The organism is Dactylosporangium sp. CA-139066 (assembly GCF_050936175.1).
In the GTDB taxonomy this organism is placed as follows: domain Bacteria; phylum Actinomycetota; class Actinomycetes; order Mycobacteriales; family Micromonosporaceae; genus Dactylosporangium.
The window spans coordinates 4,456,587-4,474,309 of sequence record NZ_JBNJNH010000001.1 but is presented as its reverse complement, the minus strand read 5'-3'; the positions used below and the strand labels follow the sequence as shown (position 1 = coordinate 4,474,309).

At 71.4% G+C, this 17,723-nt stretch carries 12 protein-coding genes; 10 read left to right on the top strand and 2 right to left on the bottom strand.

Features of this window, described 5'->3' with window-relative positions; genetic code table 11:
• Positions 1–150: 150 nt before the first annotated feature.
• Both ACQEVU_RS20415 and ACQEVU_RS20410 read right to left on the bottom strand, forming a co-directional pair.
• A complete protein-coding gene (locus tag ACQEVU_RS20415; RefSeq protein ID WP_433325785.1) occupies positions 151–1,326 on the bottom strand; it encodes a hypothetical protein in 1,176 nt (391 codons plus the stop codon).
• Positions 1,327–1,369: 43 nt separating this feature from the next.
• Positions 1,370–2,041, bottom strand: a complete 672-nt coding sequence (locus ACQEVU_RS20410) for a hypothetical protein (protein ID WP_433325783.1) — start codon at positions 2,039–2,041, stop codon at positions 1,370–1,372.
• A 470-nt stretch (positions 2,042–2,511) separates the two neighbouring features.
• Between ACQEVU_RS20410 and ACQEVU_RS20405 the strand changes: the two genes are divergently transcribed.
• From ACQEVU_RS20405 to ACQEVU_RS20360, 10 genes are all read left to right on the top strand, one after another.
• Positions 2,512–4,743 carry a hypothetical protein gene (locus ACQEVU_RS20405; protein WP_433325781.1) on the top strand — a complete coding sequence of 744 codons (2,232 nt, stop codon included), beginning with the start codon at positions 2,512–2,514 and terminating at the stop codon, positions 4,741–4,743.
• 653 nt (positions 4,744–5,396) lie between these two features.
• On the top strand, positions 5,397–6,329 hold the full coding sequence (locus ACQEVU_RS20400; protein WP_433325779.1) for a glycosyltransferase family 2 protein: 933 nt from the start codon (positions 5,397–5,399) through the stop codon (positions 6,327–6,329).
• A 55-nt stretch (positions 6,330–6,384) separates the two neighbouring features.
• Positions 6,385–7,491, top strand: a complete 1,107-nt coding sequence (locus ACQEVU_RS20395) for a GNAT family N-acetyltransferase (RefSeq protein ID WP_433325777.1) — start codon at positions 6,385–6,387, stop codon at positions 7,489–7,491.
• A 58-nt stretch (positions 7,492–7,549) separates the two neighbouring features.
• Positions 7,550–9,019, top strand: coding sequence for a GH39 family glycosyl hydrolase (locus tag ACQEVU_RS20390; RefSeq protein ID WP_433325773.1), 1,470 nt, complete (start codon positions 7,550–7,552; stop codon positions 9,017–9,019).
• Complete coding sequence (locus ACQEVU_RS20385; RefSeq protein WP_433325771.1) at positions 9,016–10,317, top strand: hypothetical protein; 1,302 nt, start codon at positions 9,016–9,018, stop codon at positions 10,315–10,317. The genes ACQEVU_RS20390 and ACQEVU_RS20385 overlap by 4 nt, the downstream gene beginning before the upstream one ends.
• Complete coding sequence (locus tag ACQEVU_RS20380; protein ID WP_433325769.1) at positions 10,314–11,357, top strand: phosphotransferase family protein; 1,044 nt, start codon at positions 10,314–10,316, stop codon at positions 11,355–11,357. Before ACQEVU_RS20385 ends, ACQEVU_RS20380 begins: the two co-directional genes overlap by 4 nt.
• Positions 11,302–13,686: a glycosyltransferase gene (locus ACQEVU_RS20375; RefSeq protein ID WP_433325767.1), complete on the top strand. Its 2,385-nt coding sequence runs from the start codon at positions 11,302–11,304 to the stop codon at positions 13,684–13,686. The genes ACQEVU_RS20380 and ACQEVU_RS20375 overlap by 56 nt, the downstream gene beginning before the upstream one ends.
• Positions 13,683–14,546: a polysaccharide deacetylase family protein gene (locus tag ACQEVU_RS20370; protein ID WP_433325765.1), complete on the top strand. Its 864-nt coding sequence runs from the start codon at positions 13,683–13,685 to the stop codon at positions 14,544–14,546. The genes ACQEVU_RS20375 and ACQEVU_RS20370 overlap by 4 nt, the downstream gene beginning before the upstream one ends.
• Positions 14,543–15,889, top strand: a complete 1,347-nt coding sequence (locus ACQEVU_RS20365; RefSeq protein ID WP_433325763.1) for a lipopolysaccharide biosynthesis protein — start codon at positions 14,543–14,545, stop codon at positions 15,887–15,889. Before ACQEVU_RS20370 ends, ACQEVU_RS20365 begins: the two co-directional genes overlap by 4 nt.
• Positions 15,886–17,712: a hypothetical protein gene (locus ACQEVU_RS20360; protein ID WP_433325761.1), complete on the top strand. Its 1,827-nt coding sequence runs from the start codon at positions 15,886–15,888 to the stop codon at positions 17,710–17,712. Before ACQEVU_RS20365 ends, ACQEVU_RS20360 begins: the two co-directional genes overlap by 4 nt.
• Positions 17,713–17,723 lie beyond the last annotated feature (11 nt).

Below are 17,723 nucleotides of genomic sequence, written 5' to 3'. Positions count from 1 at the left end.
GTTCTGAGTTGAGCATTCGTACCAGGTCAACGAGGCGCAATCAAGAGGCAGCGTGGGATCGACGCCGGACGGTGAAGCGCCCGTGGAGGAGGTCTTCGATGTCTATCGGGAGGCTGTCACGGCCGGCGGCGCCGGCGGCCACCCTGAGCGTCATCGATCTCTGGCCGACCGGAAAGCGGGGAACGTCGCCGGCGGCGGGGCTGTCGCGTCCCGCCAGCGGGCCGACATCGCGTCGGCCAGCCGGGCGAACCAGTCCGCCATCGCCGGCAGCGTCGCCGCCCGCTCGGCGAGCCGGGTGAACACCTGGATCTGTTGCACGAGCTGCACCCGGCGGCGCCAGCGGGCTTGCGCGGGCTGGCCGGCGGCGGCCAGCAGCGGCAGCCGCTGCACCCGAACGGCAAGGGCCGCCGCCGCACCGACCGCGAGCGCCTGGTCAAGGCCTCCGAGGATGTCACCGGGCACGGCCGCGGCCAGTTCGCGGCGGTAGGCACGATCGGCCTCGGCCACCACGCTGTCGGGCAGCGTCGCCCAGTGGGCGCTGTAGGTGGGGAACGGGAAGTGCAGGAACGACGTGTCGAAGCCGAGATGCCCGAAGATCGCGCCTTCGAAGTCCACGATCCGCACACCGTGCGGCGTCACCAGCGCGTTGCCGGGATTGAGGTCGGTGTGCGTCAGCGCCGCGAACGGCCCGGCGTCGGCGATCCGATCCTGGACGAACGCGGCGTCACCGGCCGCGGCGCGCGCGTCCGGCAGGCCCAGCTCGGCGCACACGACCTCCACGTCCCGCCACCTGTCCACACCGGGCCAGGGCAGTGCGGGGCCGGCATCCGCATCCGGCGCGCCCAGACCCGCCAGCGCCTGCCGGTACCCCTCACCCGCGCCGCGCGTGCCGGCGTGCAGCCGCCCGACGGCCACGCCGAACTCCACCACCGCTCGCGCGGCGGCGCCGGCATCGGCGCCGAGCAGGACGCTCTCCAGCGTCGGCCAGTCCCCGAGATCGGTGGTGACCACGACACCCGCGGCCTGGTCGGAGGCGATCAACCGCGCGGTGACCCCGGTGGGCGCGGCCGTCCGCAACGCTGCCTCCTCACGCCGCAGGTGGGCGGGGCCACCGTGACCGGCCCCGTCCACCCGGCGTGTCTTGACCACCACCGTCCGGCCGACGCCGGGCAGGTCGCGGTCGAACGTCAACCGCGTCACCGGAGCCCAGTCATGCCCGAGCGACGCCTCCGCCACCAGCGACGCGGCCCCACCATGCAAGGGGCGCAACAGCGCGAGGACCGTGTCCCGCCGGTGCGCGGCCAAGGAGTACTGCCGGTCCGTCACGTCGGCCCGATCCGATCATGTGCCGGGACCGTAGCAGCGTTATTCAATCGCCCTCGCGTGCGCCGTCGGCGGTCATCGCGCCCTGGCCCGGGGCGCTGGGCAGGAACACGTGCTGGTGGCCGTGACCGGTGTCGATGTTGAGCTGGTCCAGCTGCGTGGCGCCGATCGACCAGCTGGCGATGGCGTTGTCGCGCTGCCGCGACGCCAGGGCCTGCAGCGCCGGGCGCTGGTCGTCGCCGGCCTTGAGCGCCGCGGCGTAGGTGTCCACGGCGAGGTCGAGCTGGCGCGCTCCGGCGGCGAGTCCGGACCGGGCGACGTTGACGGCGGTGCCGGCCGACGGCGGGTTCTCGAAGTCCTTGGCGGCCTGGCGGGTGGCCGCCTTCCAGCCGTCGACCTGGGCCGCGGAGGCCGGCGGCCCGGGGGTCGCGCCGGGCGGCAGGGCCGTGTACAGGCCGTCGAGCGCCGAGCCGAGCAACTCGCGCACGCGGCGGGCCTGGTCGGTCAGCGCGACCACCTGGTCGGCGTCCCGCTGTACCTCGGCGGCCTGCATCGCATCGATGCGCTTCTGGGCCTCGGTGCGCGGGTCGGCGGTGACGGCACCGAGCAGTGCACCGACGGCCACGGCGACGGCGAGGGCCGGGTAGACCCAGCGCGGCACGGAGGAGCGGCCCGCGGGGCGGGCGGCGGCTGGGCGGGTTCGGGTGCGGTTGGTCATGCCGCACACGGCTTCGGCGGTACGGGACGCACGGGTCCTCCAGGCGACGGCCCGGGGCTCGCCGAAGACCTCCGGGCGGATGGCAGCAGGCCATCGATCCTATCGCCCCTGAACATGGCATGTCACGTCGGCGACACATCACTACCGGGACGGGGCACGGGGATTCATACTCGCGAGTCGAAGCGTCCGCATTGTTTGGACGCGCTTCTCACGTCACCTTGTGATGCGCAGGAACGCCTCGTTCGAGCGATGTGGTCGCGGCAGCCGCCTGAGGCCTCGTCACATGGAGGCGCCATGGATACGGGCACGGCATCCCGTCGATTACCGCGCCGGCGGGTAACGTTGGTGCGCCCCCGCAGCGCTGATCGTGGCCGAGATTCCGCAGCGCGAGCCCGCGCGGGCACATCAGTCCGGGGCTCACGATGATGAGACTCGGTTGGAAACGTGTCGCCACGGCCGTTGTGGTGGTCGTGGTCAGCAACGTCGCGAACTTGCAGGTCGCGCACGCCGCCGCCTCGACGGTTACGGCAGTCGATGCCACGAATGTGGCCCTGCGGGGCGCGCCGGTCAGCACCACCGACAGCACCGGCAGCGTTGTCTCCAAGGCGTTCAATACTCCCAGCGCGGCGATGGCCGGTGACCTGCTGATCGCGTCGTTGTCGTACAAGACTCCGGGGTTGTCCGACCTCGCCAACACCGCGCCGACCGGCTGGACCAAGATTCCCGGTGAGCTGTTCGATGTCTCGATCACCACCGGCTCGCATCTGGTGGTGGCTGTGAAGGCGGCGGTGGGGGGAACGGAGTCCGGCACGTGGGGATTTTCGAGCCCGCCCGCCGGCATGGTGATCACCGTGCTGGCGTACTCCGGCGCCGACACCACAATCGACATGACGAATGGCGTCTATCCCTTCGAGAAGTACGGCTACAAAGTGGAAGCCGGTGGGTCCAATACCACCACCCACACCGCCCCGGCCTTCACGCCGACGGTGGCCGGTAGTTGGGGCTTCGCGGCCTTTGCCTCCCGCGCCTCCGAGACGTGGACGCCGGGAGCGGGGTTGACCGAACGCTCCGATATCAGAGCCGCCACATCAGCCCAGGCCACACTCGAGACCAATGACTCCAACGGTGTCATCGCCACCGGTAGCCCGGTTACCTACTCGAGTACGGAGTCCGGCGGTACGTCGGTGCAGGTGAGTTTTGCCGCAAACATCAAGCCGAGCGGCCAAGCGCAGGGGCCGTCGGTGGCGACCGGTAGCGCCACGGGTGTTACCAGCAGCACCGCGACCATCGCCGGCACGATCAACCCCAACGGATTGACCACCGCATATCACTTTGAGTACGGCACCACCACGTCCTACGGGAACCGGGCGCCCTCACCGGACGGTTCGGCGGGGTCCGGCACCACCGCGGCCCCGGTGTCGGCCGATCTCAGCGGCCTGATTGCGTCCACGACGTACCACTACAGGCTCGTCGCGACCACCTCGGCAGGCACCAGCAACGGCTCCGACGCCGTCTTCACCACCAGCGTGGCGGGCAGCATCGGTGTTGCCGGGCCGGCGACACCGGGGGCGGCAGCGACCGGTGAGAAGCCGGAGAGCAAGTTGTGGTGGAACGACGGCGGCTGGTGGGCAGTGCTGTTCGACACGGTCAGCCAGACCAACCACATTTTCCGGCTGGATCGGTCGATGCAGACCTGGATCGACACCGGCACGCAGAGCGACAACAGGGCGAAGTCGCACTCCGACACCCTGTGGGACGGTACCCACCTCTATGTCGCCTCCCACGTGACGGCCAGTTCGTCCACCGGGGCCACGTCCGGCAACCCAGCCCGGCTCTATCGCTACAGCTACACCCCCGCGACCAGGACGTACACCCTCGACACCGGGTTCCCGGTCCAGATCGACAACTACTCCAGCGAGACGCTGACGATCGACAAGGACTCCACCGGCGTCCTGTGGGCGACCTGGACTCAAGCGTCGAAGGTCTACGTGAACGCCACCACGGGCAGCGACACGACGTGGGGCACGCCGTTCCTGCTCCCAGTCGCCGGCGCAGCGTCACTGGACCCCGACGACATCTCGTCCATCGTGGCCACGGGCGACCACAAGATCGGCGTGATGTGGAGCAACCAGGTCGATTCGGCGATGTACTTCGCCACCCACGCCGACGGTGCGGTGGCGGCAACCTGGTCGGCGACCAGTACGGTGCTCAGCGGTGCCGGTTCCGCCGACGACCACATCAACCTCAAGGCCGACCAGTCCGGGCGCGTCTACGCGGCGGTCAAGACCAGCTTGGACGACGTCGGCGGCTCAGCGTCCGCGCCACAGATCATGCTCCTGGTGCGGGACCCCTCGACCGGCGACTGGGCGAGCTACCCGATCGGCCGCCTCAGCGACTGCCACACCCGGCCGATCGTCATGCTCGACTCCGAGCACCAGATCATCGACGTGTTCATGACTGCGCCGGACTCCGGGTGCCCCTTCTCAGGATCTAACGGGACGATCTTTATGAAGAGCTCCCCGATGGACAACGTCTCCTTCCCGCTCGGCCGGGGTACGCCGGTCATCAGAGACGCGCAGTCGCCGCACCTGAACAACGTGACCTCGACCAAACAGTCGGTCACCAGCACAACCGGCCTGGTCGTCATGGCCAGTAACGACACGACGCAGCGGTACTGGCACGCGGACATTCCGCTGGGGTGATCACGTGGGCGGGGACGACCGCTCGCCCACCACTTCGCGGGGGCTGGCGTTCGTGCGCGGCCGTCAGTGATGACGAGGGTGAGCTCCTGCTGGTAACCAGCGGGGCCCGCTCGTGCCGCCGCGTGCGCCGGGCACCTCGAGCAGGCCCGTCGCGCAGGTCGACGCCGGGGCGGGCCGGTGGCGGGTACACGAACGCCGTCCGTCCCCTTCCCAACTGCGCGGGCTTACTCCCGCCCGGCCGCCTTCTCACCCGCTTTCTCGCCCAGGCGTGCGCTACGGATTGATCACGATGGCGGCTCCACGCTGTCGAGCGGCGCAACCATGCGGACGTCCACATCGGACAGTCCCATCTGATCGCGGGCGCGGTCGCCCGGCCGGATCGGCCGGTGCGTCGAAGAAGCCGGGCACGATCCCGGGTGATACGGCCGGCGACGTCGCGGATGTCGCGGTTACCGGCGTTCACTCGCTGTTAACGTCGGGTTCAGACCAGGCACAGCCAGCCGTATCGGCGCTGCGTACCGATTCAATCGCTTCGGGCACCTTCGGGAGGGCTTGATGAAAACTGCTGCGCGTTTCGGTCTAGGTGAAACGCGAAAGACCAACGACGGCGCGCTGGGAACCAACCGGACGGCCCGGGTCACCGGGAGGAACCGATGACCGGATCCAGTGACATCAACAACGCGCTGGGTCCCGCCGTCGACGCGTTCCCCGCGCCGGAGGAGGACGGCGAGCCATCGGTGGGTATCCCGCGGATGAGGGACTGGACCGACCACATACCGGCCGAACCGATCAGCGGGATCCCCGGGCGGCAGAGCGTGAGCGTGGTCATCCCCACACTCAACGAGGAGAAGAACATCGCCTGGGTGCTCAAGCGGCTCCCGTCCATTGTGGACGAGGTCGTCCTTGTCGACGGGCACTCGTCCGACCGCACGGTGGAGGTCGCACGCGCCATCCGGCCCGAGATCGTGGTGCTGGCCCAGCACTGCCGGGGCAAGGGAGACGCGGCGCGGGTCGCCTTCGCCGCGGCGACCGGAGACCTGATCGTGATGATCGACGCGGACGGCAGCATGGATCCCGGCGAGATCCACAGGTACGTCACGCCGCTGATGAACGGGTACGACTTCGTGAAGGGCTCCCGGTTCCTGACCGCCGGGGGCTCGACGGACCTGACCGCGCTTCGGCGGATCGGGAACCAGGTGCTGGTCCGGATGACGAACAGCATGTTCCTCGTCCGCTTCACCGATCTGTGCTACGGGTTCTGCTCGTTCCGTCGCGAGTGCCTGCCGGCGCTCGCCCTCACGGCGCACGGCTTCGAGATCGAAACCGAACTCGTCATACACGCCTTGAAGGCGGGCCTGCGCATCGCCGAGGTGCCGAGCACCGAACTGCCGAGGCGGTGCGGCACCTCGAACCTGCGCACGTTCCGAGACGGCCAGCGGGTGCTCCGTACGCTGATCCGGGAGCGCATGGTGCGGCGGCCGCGGCCGGTCGTGGACCCGATCGACCACCGGGTCCTGCACACCTGGCAGTCGCTGACCGCCGATCTGCCCGACACCGCGGCGCTTACCGAAGAGGCCCGGCCGTGACCGGCTACCCGAGCCCACCCGCCAATGCCTCGACGGGTGTGCTGCGAGCGGCGCCGTGAGCGCGGCTCCCGGCCTGCGGCCGCGGTCGCGCCGGGCCGGCGTCACGAGCGCACCGGTCGTGACGAGCCCGGCCCCGGTCGACGAGTGGCACGAGGTGCTCGCTTCCGCCCCGTGGGCGCTGCCGACGCAGTCCCCGGAGTGGCTGGAGTGCATCTGCGCCGTCGGTGGGTATGCGGACGCCTCGCGGCTCTACCGGACCGCGGACGGCCGACGGCTGGTGCTCCCGTTGGTGCGCCGCGCGATCGCCGGCCCATTGATCACGATGGAATCCTCGCTGCCGGTCGGCTGGGGAGCGGCCGGTCTGCTCGGCGAGGGCGGTACCGTCCGGCCGGAGGATGTACGGATGGTCCTCGCCGATCTGGCGAAACGGCGCACCGTCAGTGCCTCGTTCCGGCCCGATCCCTCGACCGCGGAGTCCTGGGAACAGGGCTGCCCGCCCGGGGTTCAACGCGAGCCGCGGATGGCGCAGACCCTCTCCCTCGCCGGTGGCTTCGACGAGGTCTGGCGGACCCGGTTCCGCAGTGACACACGCAACCGGGTCCGGCGAGCCGAACGCGCCAATGTCGTTGTCGAGCGGGACGACACCGGCCGGCTCGTCCCTGCCCTGCAGGAGTTGTACGCCAAGTCCGTCGACCGGTGGGCACAGCAGGATGGTGTACCGCTCCGGCTGGCGCGCTGGCGGGCGGCGCGGCTGGAGCCGCCCCGCAAGCTGCATACGGTCGCCCAGGTGCTCGGCCCGCGCTGCCGAATCTACGCGGCGTTCGTCAACGGGCGTCCGGCCGCCGCCATCGTCATACTGCTCGGCCAGGCGGTCGCCTGCATGTGGCGGGGCGCGATGGACGAGGAACTCGTCGGCCCCACGTACGCCAACTACCTGTTGCACCGCGCCGCCATCGAGGACGCGGCCGAGGCCGGGTGCGTGTCGTACCACCTGGGCGACTCGGCCCCCGGCTCGTCGCTGGCGCTCTTCAAGAGTCGCTTCGGCGCCGCTGAACAGCACTACGCCAGCTACCGGCTCGAGCGAATCCCGTTGGGCGCGCTTGCGCGTCGTGCGCGTGGCCTGACCAGCGCGGCGCTGCGGCGCATGAGAGGGCGCGGGTAGGTCCGTGTTCCGCAGATCGTTGCGATTGCCGAAGCTCCGCACCGGACGCCGTCACGTCGTGGTCACGCTGATCACGCTTTCGCTGGTCTCCACGCTGCTGCTCCTCGGATGGAATCCCGGCCACGAGCACACCTCGGACCAGCCGCCCGACGAGTCGGACCTCGCCGATACCGCCGGCTACAACTGGGCCGCGCCGAAGATCCACCGCCCCGACCCGCGCACCCTGGCCGTGGGCGTCACCCACACCCAGAACTCGATCGACGACTGGGGCGATCCCGCGGCCTCCGCATCGGCGCGGGCCGTCCTGACCGCCTCGGCGACCTACCAGAACCAGCACATCTACGGGTGGGGGGCGGGGAACCCCGAGCCGAGCCCGGGAACGTTCGACTGGTCGTCGCTCGACCGCCGGATGAAGCTCATCAGGTCAACCAACGGCACCCCCGTGATCACACTCTGCTGCGCCCCTGACTGGATGAAGGGTGGCCGGCCCGGGGAGACCGACTGGGACCGGTTGCAGGTGGCGCCACAGCCGAAGCACTACGCCGACTTCGCCGCGCTCGCCGCGGCGGTCGCCCGCCGGTATCCCGACGTGCGGCACTTCCAGGTGTGGAACGAGTTGAAGGGCTTCTGGGACGAAGCGCGCAACCGCTGGGACTACGAGGCGTACACGAAGCTCTACAACGCGGTGTACGACGCGTTGAAGGCGGTCAACCCCGCCATCGCTGTCGGCGGACCGTACGTCGTGCTCGACCTCTGGGCGAACCCCAAGGCCGGCGGTTACCCGTCCGTCCTCGCCGGCGCCTGCGGCACGATCGACCAGCGCAGCCTCGACGTGCTCGACTACTGGTTGCGGTACAAGCACGGTGCGGACTTCATCGCGGTCGACGCTGGATCGGCGACCCGCGACGGGGGCCGGATCACCGCCACCGGCGTGAACAGCGCGCTGTTCGGCGCCCTGACCCAATGGCTGCGGCAACGGACCCCGCTGCCGGTGTGGTGGAGCGAGTTCCACGTCGGCCAGGCCACCGCGGACGGCCAGGCGAAACTGGTCGCCCGGGCCGTCGGCGCCCTGCTGCACATGGTGGATCAGAAGGCTGCCGTAGCACTCATCTGGCAACCGCAACGCGACGCCGACCAACGCGAGGCAGACTCGCCGGCGCTGTGGAGCGCGACCGACCGGCAGGACGGCGGCCATCCTCTCGCGTACGCCGAGGCGGTCGCGCGGCTGCAGCAGGTGCTCGCGGACCCGGCCCGGGACGAGGCCGTGACATGGCCGGTGCCGGAGCTGGGACTCCTCCGCGGCAGATCGGCGCTGCTGCTCGTACACCTCGGAACCAGCCGGATCGAGGTGACGGTGCAGGGGCGGTCGTTGCCGCTCGAACCGTACGAGGTGCGGTACATCCCCCTGCGCACCGACCGGCCGGCGGACTTCGCCCTGGCCGTCCAGCCCGCACCGGCCGCGGCACCGGCGGATCCGTGCCTTGCCCTCCCAGCAGCAACCACACGAGCGTCGGAGAGCACTCGATGACAAACGATGACACGACCGAACGGACGCTTCAGGGACATCCGCATCGGTGGCCGGACCCCGCTGTAGCCGAACTCGGGCTCGCCCGTACGGTGCTGGCCGGGCTCGACGAGGCCGGCGTACGGTGGTGCCTGCTCCGCGGCGGCCCCGACGGGCTCACCGCCGGGGACGACCTGGACATCCTCGTCGCGGCGGCCGACCTCGCCCGGGCCGCGGCCGTCATCGAGGCGAACGGGCTGATCCGGTTGCGCAGCCACGGCCGGGGTACTCACCGCTTCTACCTCGGTCTCGACACGTCCACCAGCACCTGGGTCGAACTCGACCTGGTGACCGAGATCGCCTACGGCCGCCATTTCGAGGTGCGTACGGAGGCCGCCGACGAGTGCCTGGACCGGCGCCGGGAGCACGACGGTGTGTGGGTGCTCGCGCCGGGGGACGAATTCTGGGCGCTGCTGCTGCACTGCGTGCTCGACAAGGGCGCCTTCGCGGCGCGCCACGTGCGCCGGCTGGACGACCTGGACCACGCGGCGTCGCTCGACGGCCCGCTGGTACGCGCGATGCCGGCGGCCACCGCGTCACTCCTGCTGAAGGACTGGCGGGCGGGACGACTCGACGCCCTCCCGGCGCGGCGCCGCGCCTTGCTTGCCGCCTGGCGGCGAACCCGCCCGGGCACCGTGGCCGGCCGGCTCGTCGCCGCGGCCGCGCTGCGGCTCGTGGAGAGGCCGCTGCAGGCCTGGAGCAGACGGGGGGTCAGCGTCGCGCTGCTCGGCCCCGACGGTTCCGGGAAGTCGACGCTCGCCGCCGGCATCCAGTCGGCGTTCTACTTCCCGGTGCGGCGGGTCTACATGGGACTGTGGCCGTCGAACGAGGCGCCGGTCAGCGTTGCCGCGCACGGACTGCGCATCCTGCTGCGCCCCCTCACCGTGTGGCGTCGCTACCTGACCGCGCTGCGCCACCGGGTGCTCGGGCGAGTCGTGGTCTTCGACCGGTACGTCTACGACGCGCTACTGCCTCCGCGCGGGCCGCTGGTGTGGCTCAAGCGGCCGTACTTCGCGCTGCTGAGCCGACTCTGCCCGGCGCCGAACCTGGTCCTGCTGCTCGACGTGCCGGGTCACGTCATGCACGTGCGGTCCGGTGAGTACGACCCCGCGCATCTGGAGGCCGAGCGGGAGCAGTACCAACGGCTGCGCCGGCGGATCCCGCACCTGGAACGCTTGGACGCGGACCGGCCGCCGGACCTGGTGCTCGCCGACGCGATCGCGCGGATCTGGCGGTACCACGCGAGGCGGGTGGCCCGGTGAGGGGCACGCTGCAGAAGGCCCGGCCGGTGCTGCGCGACCGCTTGGCCGGCTGGCTGCACCGGGAAGAGCGGCGATGGACCGCCGCCGTCGCACCGCGCCTGGTCGCCGGCGCGACGTCGATCCGGAACACCGGCTGGCGGACCGAGACCGTCAGCTTCACCAGCACCTCCGTCGCGGTCGCCACGGTCACCCGCTCCGGATCGCCCGGCCGTTACGTGGTCAAGGTCCCGTGGACCGCCGCCGGCGCCGATGGCCTGCGGCGTCAGGCGACGGTGCTCGCGATCCTCCAGCACGATCCGCGGCTGCCCAACCTGCGTCCGGTGCTGCCCCGCTGCCTCGCCCAAGGGACTATCGAGGGGCGCTACTACTGTGTGGAGGAGGCGCTGCCGGGGGTCTCCGCGATGGGGCCGATGGTACGGCGGGCCCGGCGAAGCATGCTCCTGCGCGCCGCCACCAGGCTCATCAGCGACCTGCACGCCCGCACCGGGGAGCAGACCGTGCTCGACCGGCCCGCCCTGCGGGCGTGGGTGGACACACCGCTGAGGCGGCTCGAGCAGTTCGCCCTCACCCTTCCCCAGCCGGCCCGGGTCGTCGACGCGGTCGGGCGTCTGCGCGAGGAGCTGTCCGCCGTTCTTGTCGGGCGGACTGTGCGCGTGTCCTGGATCCACGGCGATTACTGGCCCGGCAATCTGCTGGCCGCGCCGCCGGGCGTGCAGGTGACGGGGATCGTCGACTGGGACCGCGCCACACAGGGCCAGCTTCCGCTGCATGACCTGCTGCATCTGCACGTCCTGGCCCGGCGGTTGACCGGCGGCGATGAGCTCGGCGACATCGTCGTCCGCGCCCTGCACCGCGGCATCGAGGAGACGCTCGACGTTCCCGCCCGCGACGTCGCCGCCTGGCTGGACGGCATCCCACAGCGGGCGGCCCTGCTCCTCTACTGGCTACGCCACACCTTGCTCTTCATCGACTCGGAAGGTGACCATGACAATCCACGGTGGCTTCGCGGCAACGTCGAGCGCGTCCTCGTCAGCGTCTGAGCTGGTCGTCGACCGCGCCCCGGAACGGCCCGACGACCCTGGGCCGGCGCCGGGCGTCACCGTCGTCATCTGCGTCTACACCGAACGGCGCTGGCCGCAGATCGTGCGGGCCGTCGAGTCGGTGCTCACGCAGGAGACCCCGGCAGCGCAGATCGTCGTGGTCGTGGACCACAACCCCGCGCTGCTGGACCGGGTCCGGCACACCTTGCCCGGCGTGACGGTCGTGCCGAACAGCGGCCCGCGCGGCCTGTCGGCGGCCCGCAACACCGGCGTGGCCGAGGCACGCGGAGAGATCGTCGCCTTCCTCGACGACGACGCGGAGGCGGAGCCCGACTGGCTGGCCCGGATGGTCCCGCACTACCGCGACGAGCAGGTGCTGGCCGTCGGCGGGCGGGCTCTGCCGGCGTGGGAGGAGCAGCGCCCGCGGTGGCTGCCGCCCGAGTTCGACTGGGTGGTCGGGTGCAGCTACACCGGGCAACCGACGAAGGTCTCCCCCGTGCGCAACGTCATCGGGTGCAACATGTCGTTCCGCCGGACCGTGCTGCAACGCTCCGCCGGCTTCGACCCCGCGCTCGGACGGATCGGGCGCACGCCGGTCGGCTGCGAGGAGACGGAACTGTGCATCCGTATCCGGCGCGAGCACCCTGACGGCGTGGTCCTGTACGAGCCGGCGGCGCGAGTCCGGCACCTGGTGACGTCGGACCGGACGACTTGGCGCTACTTCCGCCGGCGTTGCTTCCTGGAAGGGCGGTCCAAGGCGGTGGTCGCCCGTCTGGCCGGCAGCGATGCGGGGCTTTCCGCGGAGCGCGCGTACACCCGCCGGGCGCTGCCGGACGGGGTGCGTCGCGGGCTGCGCCAGATCCGCGACGGCGACAGCGCCGGGCTGCTGCGGGCCGGGGCGATCGTCGCCGGGCTGCTCGTGACCGCCTCCGGCTACGTCTCCGGTCAGGCGATGCGCGCCTCCCACGCCGCCGGCAAGCCCACCCGCGAACGGCGCGGCCCGGGGCCGGCGCCGATACGCGTACTCACGGTCGAACTCGCCGAGGGGCTGCCCGCGGTGCCTGACGGCGGTGGCCCGGCCGGGAGCCGGTACGCGGCGGCGCAGATCCTGGTCCGGCTGCACGAGCGACCGCTGGGGCTGCTCGACGTCCCGCTGCCACCCGGCGGCCTGACCGCGCCGGCCCTGGCCGGGGTGATCTGGGAACGGCTCGGCGAAGAAATCGACGAGCACCTGCGCAAGGACGGTCTGCCGCCGCTCGATCGGCTGGATCCGGGCCTGCTCGGCGAGGCCGGAACGGTCGGCAGTGGCATGTCGTGCCCACCCGGCCGGCCGCTGGCGGAGCCGAGCCCGCTCGTCAGCGTGATCGTGCCGACGTGCGGGCGGTCGCCGCTGTTCGAGACGGCGCTCGACTCGCTTGCCGCGCTGGACTACACCCGGTACGAGATTGTCGTCGTCGACAACGCCCCTCAGCGGCCCGACACGGCACGGATCGTCGCGGCGCGGGCCGCTGCCGATCCCCGGATCCGCTGCACCTGCGAACCGCGACCCGGCGTCAGCCACGCACGGAACCGGGGGCTCGCCGAGGCCCGGGGCGAGATCGTGGCCTTCGCGGACGACGACGTGACGGTGGACCGGCGGTGGCTGCGGTCGCTCGTCGACGGCTTCACCGACGCCGACGTTGCCGGAGTCACCGGACAGGTGCTTGCCCGTGAGCTCGAGGTGCCGGCCCAGATCTGGATCGAGCAGTACGGCGGTTATGGCAAGGGCTGCCGGCGCCGGCGGTTCGACCGGACCGGATTCGAGACGCTCGAGGCCGAGCACGTGCACCGGGTTCCCGCGTCGCCCCGCTCGCTCTACCCGTATCTGCCGGGTTCGTACGGCTCCGGGGCGAACATGGCCTTCCGTGCCGCGCAGCTGCGCCGGTTGGGCGGGTTCGACCCGCGCCTGCCCAGCGGCGAGGACATCGACGTGCTGCTGCGCCTGGTGCTGGCCGGCCACGCGCTGGTGTACGAACCGGGCGCGATCGTCTGGCACACGCATCGGCGTGAGGTGCGGGCGTTGCGGCGCACCGTGTACCAGTACGGGACCGGCCTCAGCGCGGTGCTCGCGAAGTGCGTCGCCACTGATGCCTCGGCCCGCGTGGACCTGCTGAGACGGCTGCCGCGCGGCATGGCGTACGCCCTACTGCCGCGGTCCGGGAAGAACGCGCGGAAGCAGGACGGCTACCCCGCCTCGTTCACCGCTCTGGAGCTGTGCGGGCTGGCGCTGGGCCCGGCCTACTACGCCGCCGCCGCGTGGTCGGCCCGGTTGCGACGGAGCCGCCGGTGAGCGCCGCGCGACCGAGGACCGTCGTGCCCGTCCTCGGGTACCACAGCATCAGCGACGAGCGCCGTGACGGGACGCTGCGATGGTCGGTGTCCCCCGGCGACTTCGCCGACCAGATGGCGTTGATCAGCGAGCGGGGCCGCACCGCCCTGACGGTCAGCCGGTACGCCGCCGCGCTCCGTGGACTGGCGCGGCTGCCGCCGCGACCGGTTCTGATCACCTTCGACGACGGGTTCCCCGACCTCGCCGGGACCGCCCTGCCGGTGCTGCGCCAGTACGACCTCTCGGCGACCGCGTATGTCATCACCTCCCGGCTGGGCGTGGCGCGGCCGACCGGCAGCGATCCCGCGCTTGACTGGGACGCACTGGCGGAGCTGCGCGCGCACGGGGTGGAGATCGGCTCGCACAGCCGCACGCACCACGCTCTGGACTGCCTGGGCCGCCGCGAGCTCGATTCGGAGATCGCGCGCAGCAGACGGGATCTCGAGGACGGGCTGGGGGCACCCGTGTCGTCGTTCGCCTACCCGTACGGTTACCACAGCCCGGCGGTTTGCCGCGCGGTACAGGCTGCCGGCTACTCCTCCGCCTGTGCGGTGAAGAACGCGCTGAGCCACGAAGAGGACGACGTCTTCGCCATCGCCCGGGTCCTGATTGAGCGCGACACCGGCACCGAGGCGCTTGACGCGCTGCTCGACGGACGTGGCTGGCCGCCGGCCTGGCGGGGGGAGCACCTGCGCACGCGGGGCTGGCGCGCGTACCGGCGGGTCCGGCGATTTGTGCACGCGGCCCGCGACACCGTCCGGCGTCCGCGCAAGCCGGACCGGAGCGAGCCGCCTGACCGCGGCCGGGAGGTGACGACGTGACAGGGCGGCATTCCGGAATCGCCGATCCGGCGATCGCTGACGGCGCGCCCGCCGTCGGCGCCGTCGCCGATGCCCCAGTCGCCGCACGGCTGCGCCGCCACCTGCGCAATCCGCTGAACAGCAACGTCTACGCCCTGATGGCCAACACGGTCCTCAGCTCGCTGCTGGGCGTCGCGTACTGGGCGATCGCGGCGAGGCTGTACACCACGGCGGAGCTGGGCATCGGCGCCGCCCTGGTCTCGACGATGACCTTCCTGAGCAACCTGTCCCAGCTCAACCTGAACGGGACGCTCGCCCGCTTTCTCCCGGCGGCGGGCCGGCAGGGAACCCGGCTGGTCGGCTACGCCTACGGGACGAGCTGCCTGGTGGCCCTCGCCATCAGCGGCGCCTTCCTGGCGATCACTCCGTTCGTCGCCGACCAGTTCGACTTCCTGCACCGCGGCCCGCTGCTCGCGCTCTGCTTCGCGCTGGCCGTCGCCGGTTGGGGGGTCTTCACGCTCCAGGACAGCGTGCTCACCGCGCTGCGGGGAGTCGTCTGGGTTCCGGTCGAGAACGCCCTCTTCAGCGTCCTCAAGATCGCATTGCTGGTACTGCTGGCCGGTGCCGCACCGAGCCTTGGCATCTTCGTCTCCTGGAATCTCGCGGTCGTGGCCGCGCTCATCCCGGTTAACGTGCTGGTGTTCCGCAGGCTGCTGCCCCGGTTGCACGCGCGGGGCGACGCGGGTGCCCTGCCCGGCCGCCGGGCCCTGGCCCGGTTCGTTGCGCTGGACTACGTGGGGTACCTGTTCATGCAGGCCGGCACGAACGCACTGCCGCTGATCGTGACCGCCAGGCTGGGCGCGGAGGCCAACGGCGTGTTCTACGTGGCGTGGCTGCTCGGCAGCTCGGCGGAGCTGGTGGCGTACCACTTCGGCACCTCGCTCACCGTGGAGGCCGCCGCCGACGAGTCCCGGCTCGCGACGTACACACGGCAGATGCTGCGCCGGGCTCTGCTCCTGTTCACTCCGGCGGTCGTCCTGCTCTGTGCGTCGGCGCCACTGCTGCTGACCCTGTTCGGTGAGCACTACGCCGGGGCCGGCGCGAACACCCTGCGGCTCTTCGCCATCGCGGTGCTGCCCAAGCTGGTGGTGATCGTCTTCGTCGCCGCATCCCGGGTGCAGCGGCGAGTCGGCCGGATCATCCTGGTCAACGCCGCGGCGAGCACATTGGTGCTGTCGCTGACCCTGGTCACCATCGACGAACTCGGGGTGACCGGGGTCGGCGTCGCCTACCTGGCCGCGCAGCTGCTCGTGGCGGGAGCCGTACTGCCGGCGCTGCTGCGACTGGTGAGGGGCACGCCATGAGCAGCGAGAGTGCCGTGCTGACCACGGCGGCCGCGCCGGGGCGCCGGGTACACGACGGCCTGTGGGTCGCGGCCAGGTGGTGCGCGCCCATGATCGCGCTCGGGCTCGGACTGCAGTCGCTGCGGCGGTCGGACGTCGCTGACATCGGGTCCCTCGGCCTCGTCACGGCGCTGCGCCCCGAGCTGTACGTCGCGCTCGCGCTGCTGACCCTCGGTTTCATCAGCGGTGTGTTCAGCACCCGAGCCGTTGCGGGCCCGCTGCTCGCCGCGCACGTCGTCGTGCTGGTCGTCCTGCTGCACGGCGCGGCGGCGGTCGTCGAGCCGTTGCCGCGGATGATCCCGAGCTGGCTGCATGTCGGCTTCGCCGACTACATCGCGCGCACCGGCGACACGCTGCCGCAGCTCGACGCCCGATTCAACTGGCCCGGGTTCTTTGCCCTGGCGGCGATGGCGACCCGCGCGGCGGGGATGCCGGACGCCATGCCGCTGGTTGCCTGGACATCCGTCGTCCTCAACCTGCTGTACGGCGCGACCGTCTTCAGGCTGACCCGGGAGCTGTCGCCGGACGTGCGTACGGCGTGGCTGGCCGTCTGGCTGTTCGTGCCGGCGAACTGGGTGGGGCAGGACTACTTCGGGCCGCAGGCGATGAACTATCTGTTCTACCTGGTGCTGATGCTGGTGCTGGTGGCGTGGTTCCGCCGGCGTCCGGATGCCCCGCCGACGTTACCCGGACGGGCCATCGGCTGGCTCCTGTGCCTGCTCCCGCGGAGGTCGCTGCGGCTCGCCCCCGACCCGCATCCGGCCGATCCGGTGTCGCTGGCGGGCCTGATCGGGGTGGTGCTGGTGATCTTCACCGCCAGCACCGTCAGCCACCAGCTCACCCCCATCGCGATCGTGATCTCCGCCGGCGCGCTGGTGCTGACCGGGTGCTGCACGATGCGTACGCTGCCGATCCTGCTGGGCGTCGTGGTCGCCGTCTATATCAGCTACGGCACGGTGCCGTACTGGTCCGGGCACCTGCACGACATGTTCGGCTCCGTCGGCGACGTCGGCGGTACCGTCAGCAGCGCAGCGGTGCAGCGGGTCCGGGGCGACCTCGCGCATCAGATCGTGGTGCTGTCGCGGCTGGGTGTTGCCGCGGCCGTCTGGGGCCTGGCGGCCGTGGGAGCGTGGCGCTGGATGCGCCGCGGGCAGGGGGACCTCGCGTTGCTGTCGCTGGCCATCGCCCCGTTCCTGTTGCTGGCCCTCCAGAGCTACGGCGGCGAGATCTTCCTGCGTGTCTACACCCTCGCGCTGCCGTTCATGGTGATCCTCGTTGCCGCGGTGCCGGCAGCTACGTGGCCGGCGCGGCGGCGTGTGCTCGCCGCCGCCCTGACCGGTGGGCTCAGCGCCGTGCTCGTCGGCGGGTTCTTCATCGCACGATACGGCAACGAGGCCTTCGAGCAGGTCCGCCCCGGCGACGCCGAGGCAGTGGCCTGGCTCTACGCGAACGCGCCGGCGGGCACGTCGTTCGTCTCGCTGACATCGAACGTGCCCTGGCGGGCCCAGGCCATCGAACGATATAAGTACGTGCCTCTGGGCGAGGATTTCGGGCCGACCACGCTGGCCGATATCGAGCGCGAGATGCGGGCCAACCCGCGGGGCGCGTACCTGGTCGTCACGAAGGGACAGTTCGTCTTCGCCGAGTCGTTTCTCGGCAAACCGGCGGGCTGGGGCGAGAGCATCGAACGCGAGGTCGTCGACTCCGGCCGGTTCCGGCCGGTGTACACCACCCCTGACGCGAGGATCTACGTTCTCACCGCCCCCGGAGGCGCAAGCCGATGACGGACACCACC

What these genes read in the sequence shown, in the direction of transcription:
- ACQEVU_RS20410 (WP_433325783.1), bottom strand. Translation starts at nt 2,041, where the DNA reads ATGACCAACCGCACCCGAACCCGCCCAGCCGCCGCCCGCCCCGCGGGC.
- ACQEVU_RS20400 (WP_433325779.1), top strand. Translation starts at nt 5,397, where the DNA reads ATGACCGGATCCAGTGACATCAACAACGCGCTGGGTCCCGCCGTCGAC.
- ACQEVU_RS20385 (WP_433325771.1), top strand. Translation starts at nt 9,016, where the DNA reads ATGACAAACGATGACACGACCGAACGGACGCTTCAGGGACATCCGCAT.
- ACQEVU_RS20375 (WP_433325767.1), top strand. Translation starts at nt 11,302, where the DNA reads ATGACAATCCACGGTGGCTTCGCGGCAACGTCGAGCGCGTCCTCGTCA.
- ACQEVU_RS20360 (WP_433325761.1), top strand. Translation starts at nt 15,886, where the DNA reads ATGAGCAGCGAGAGTGCCGTGCTGACCACGGCGGCCGCGCCGGGGCGC.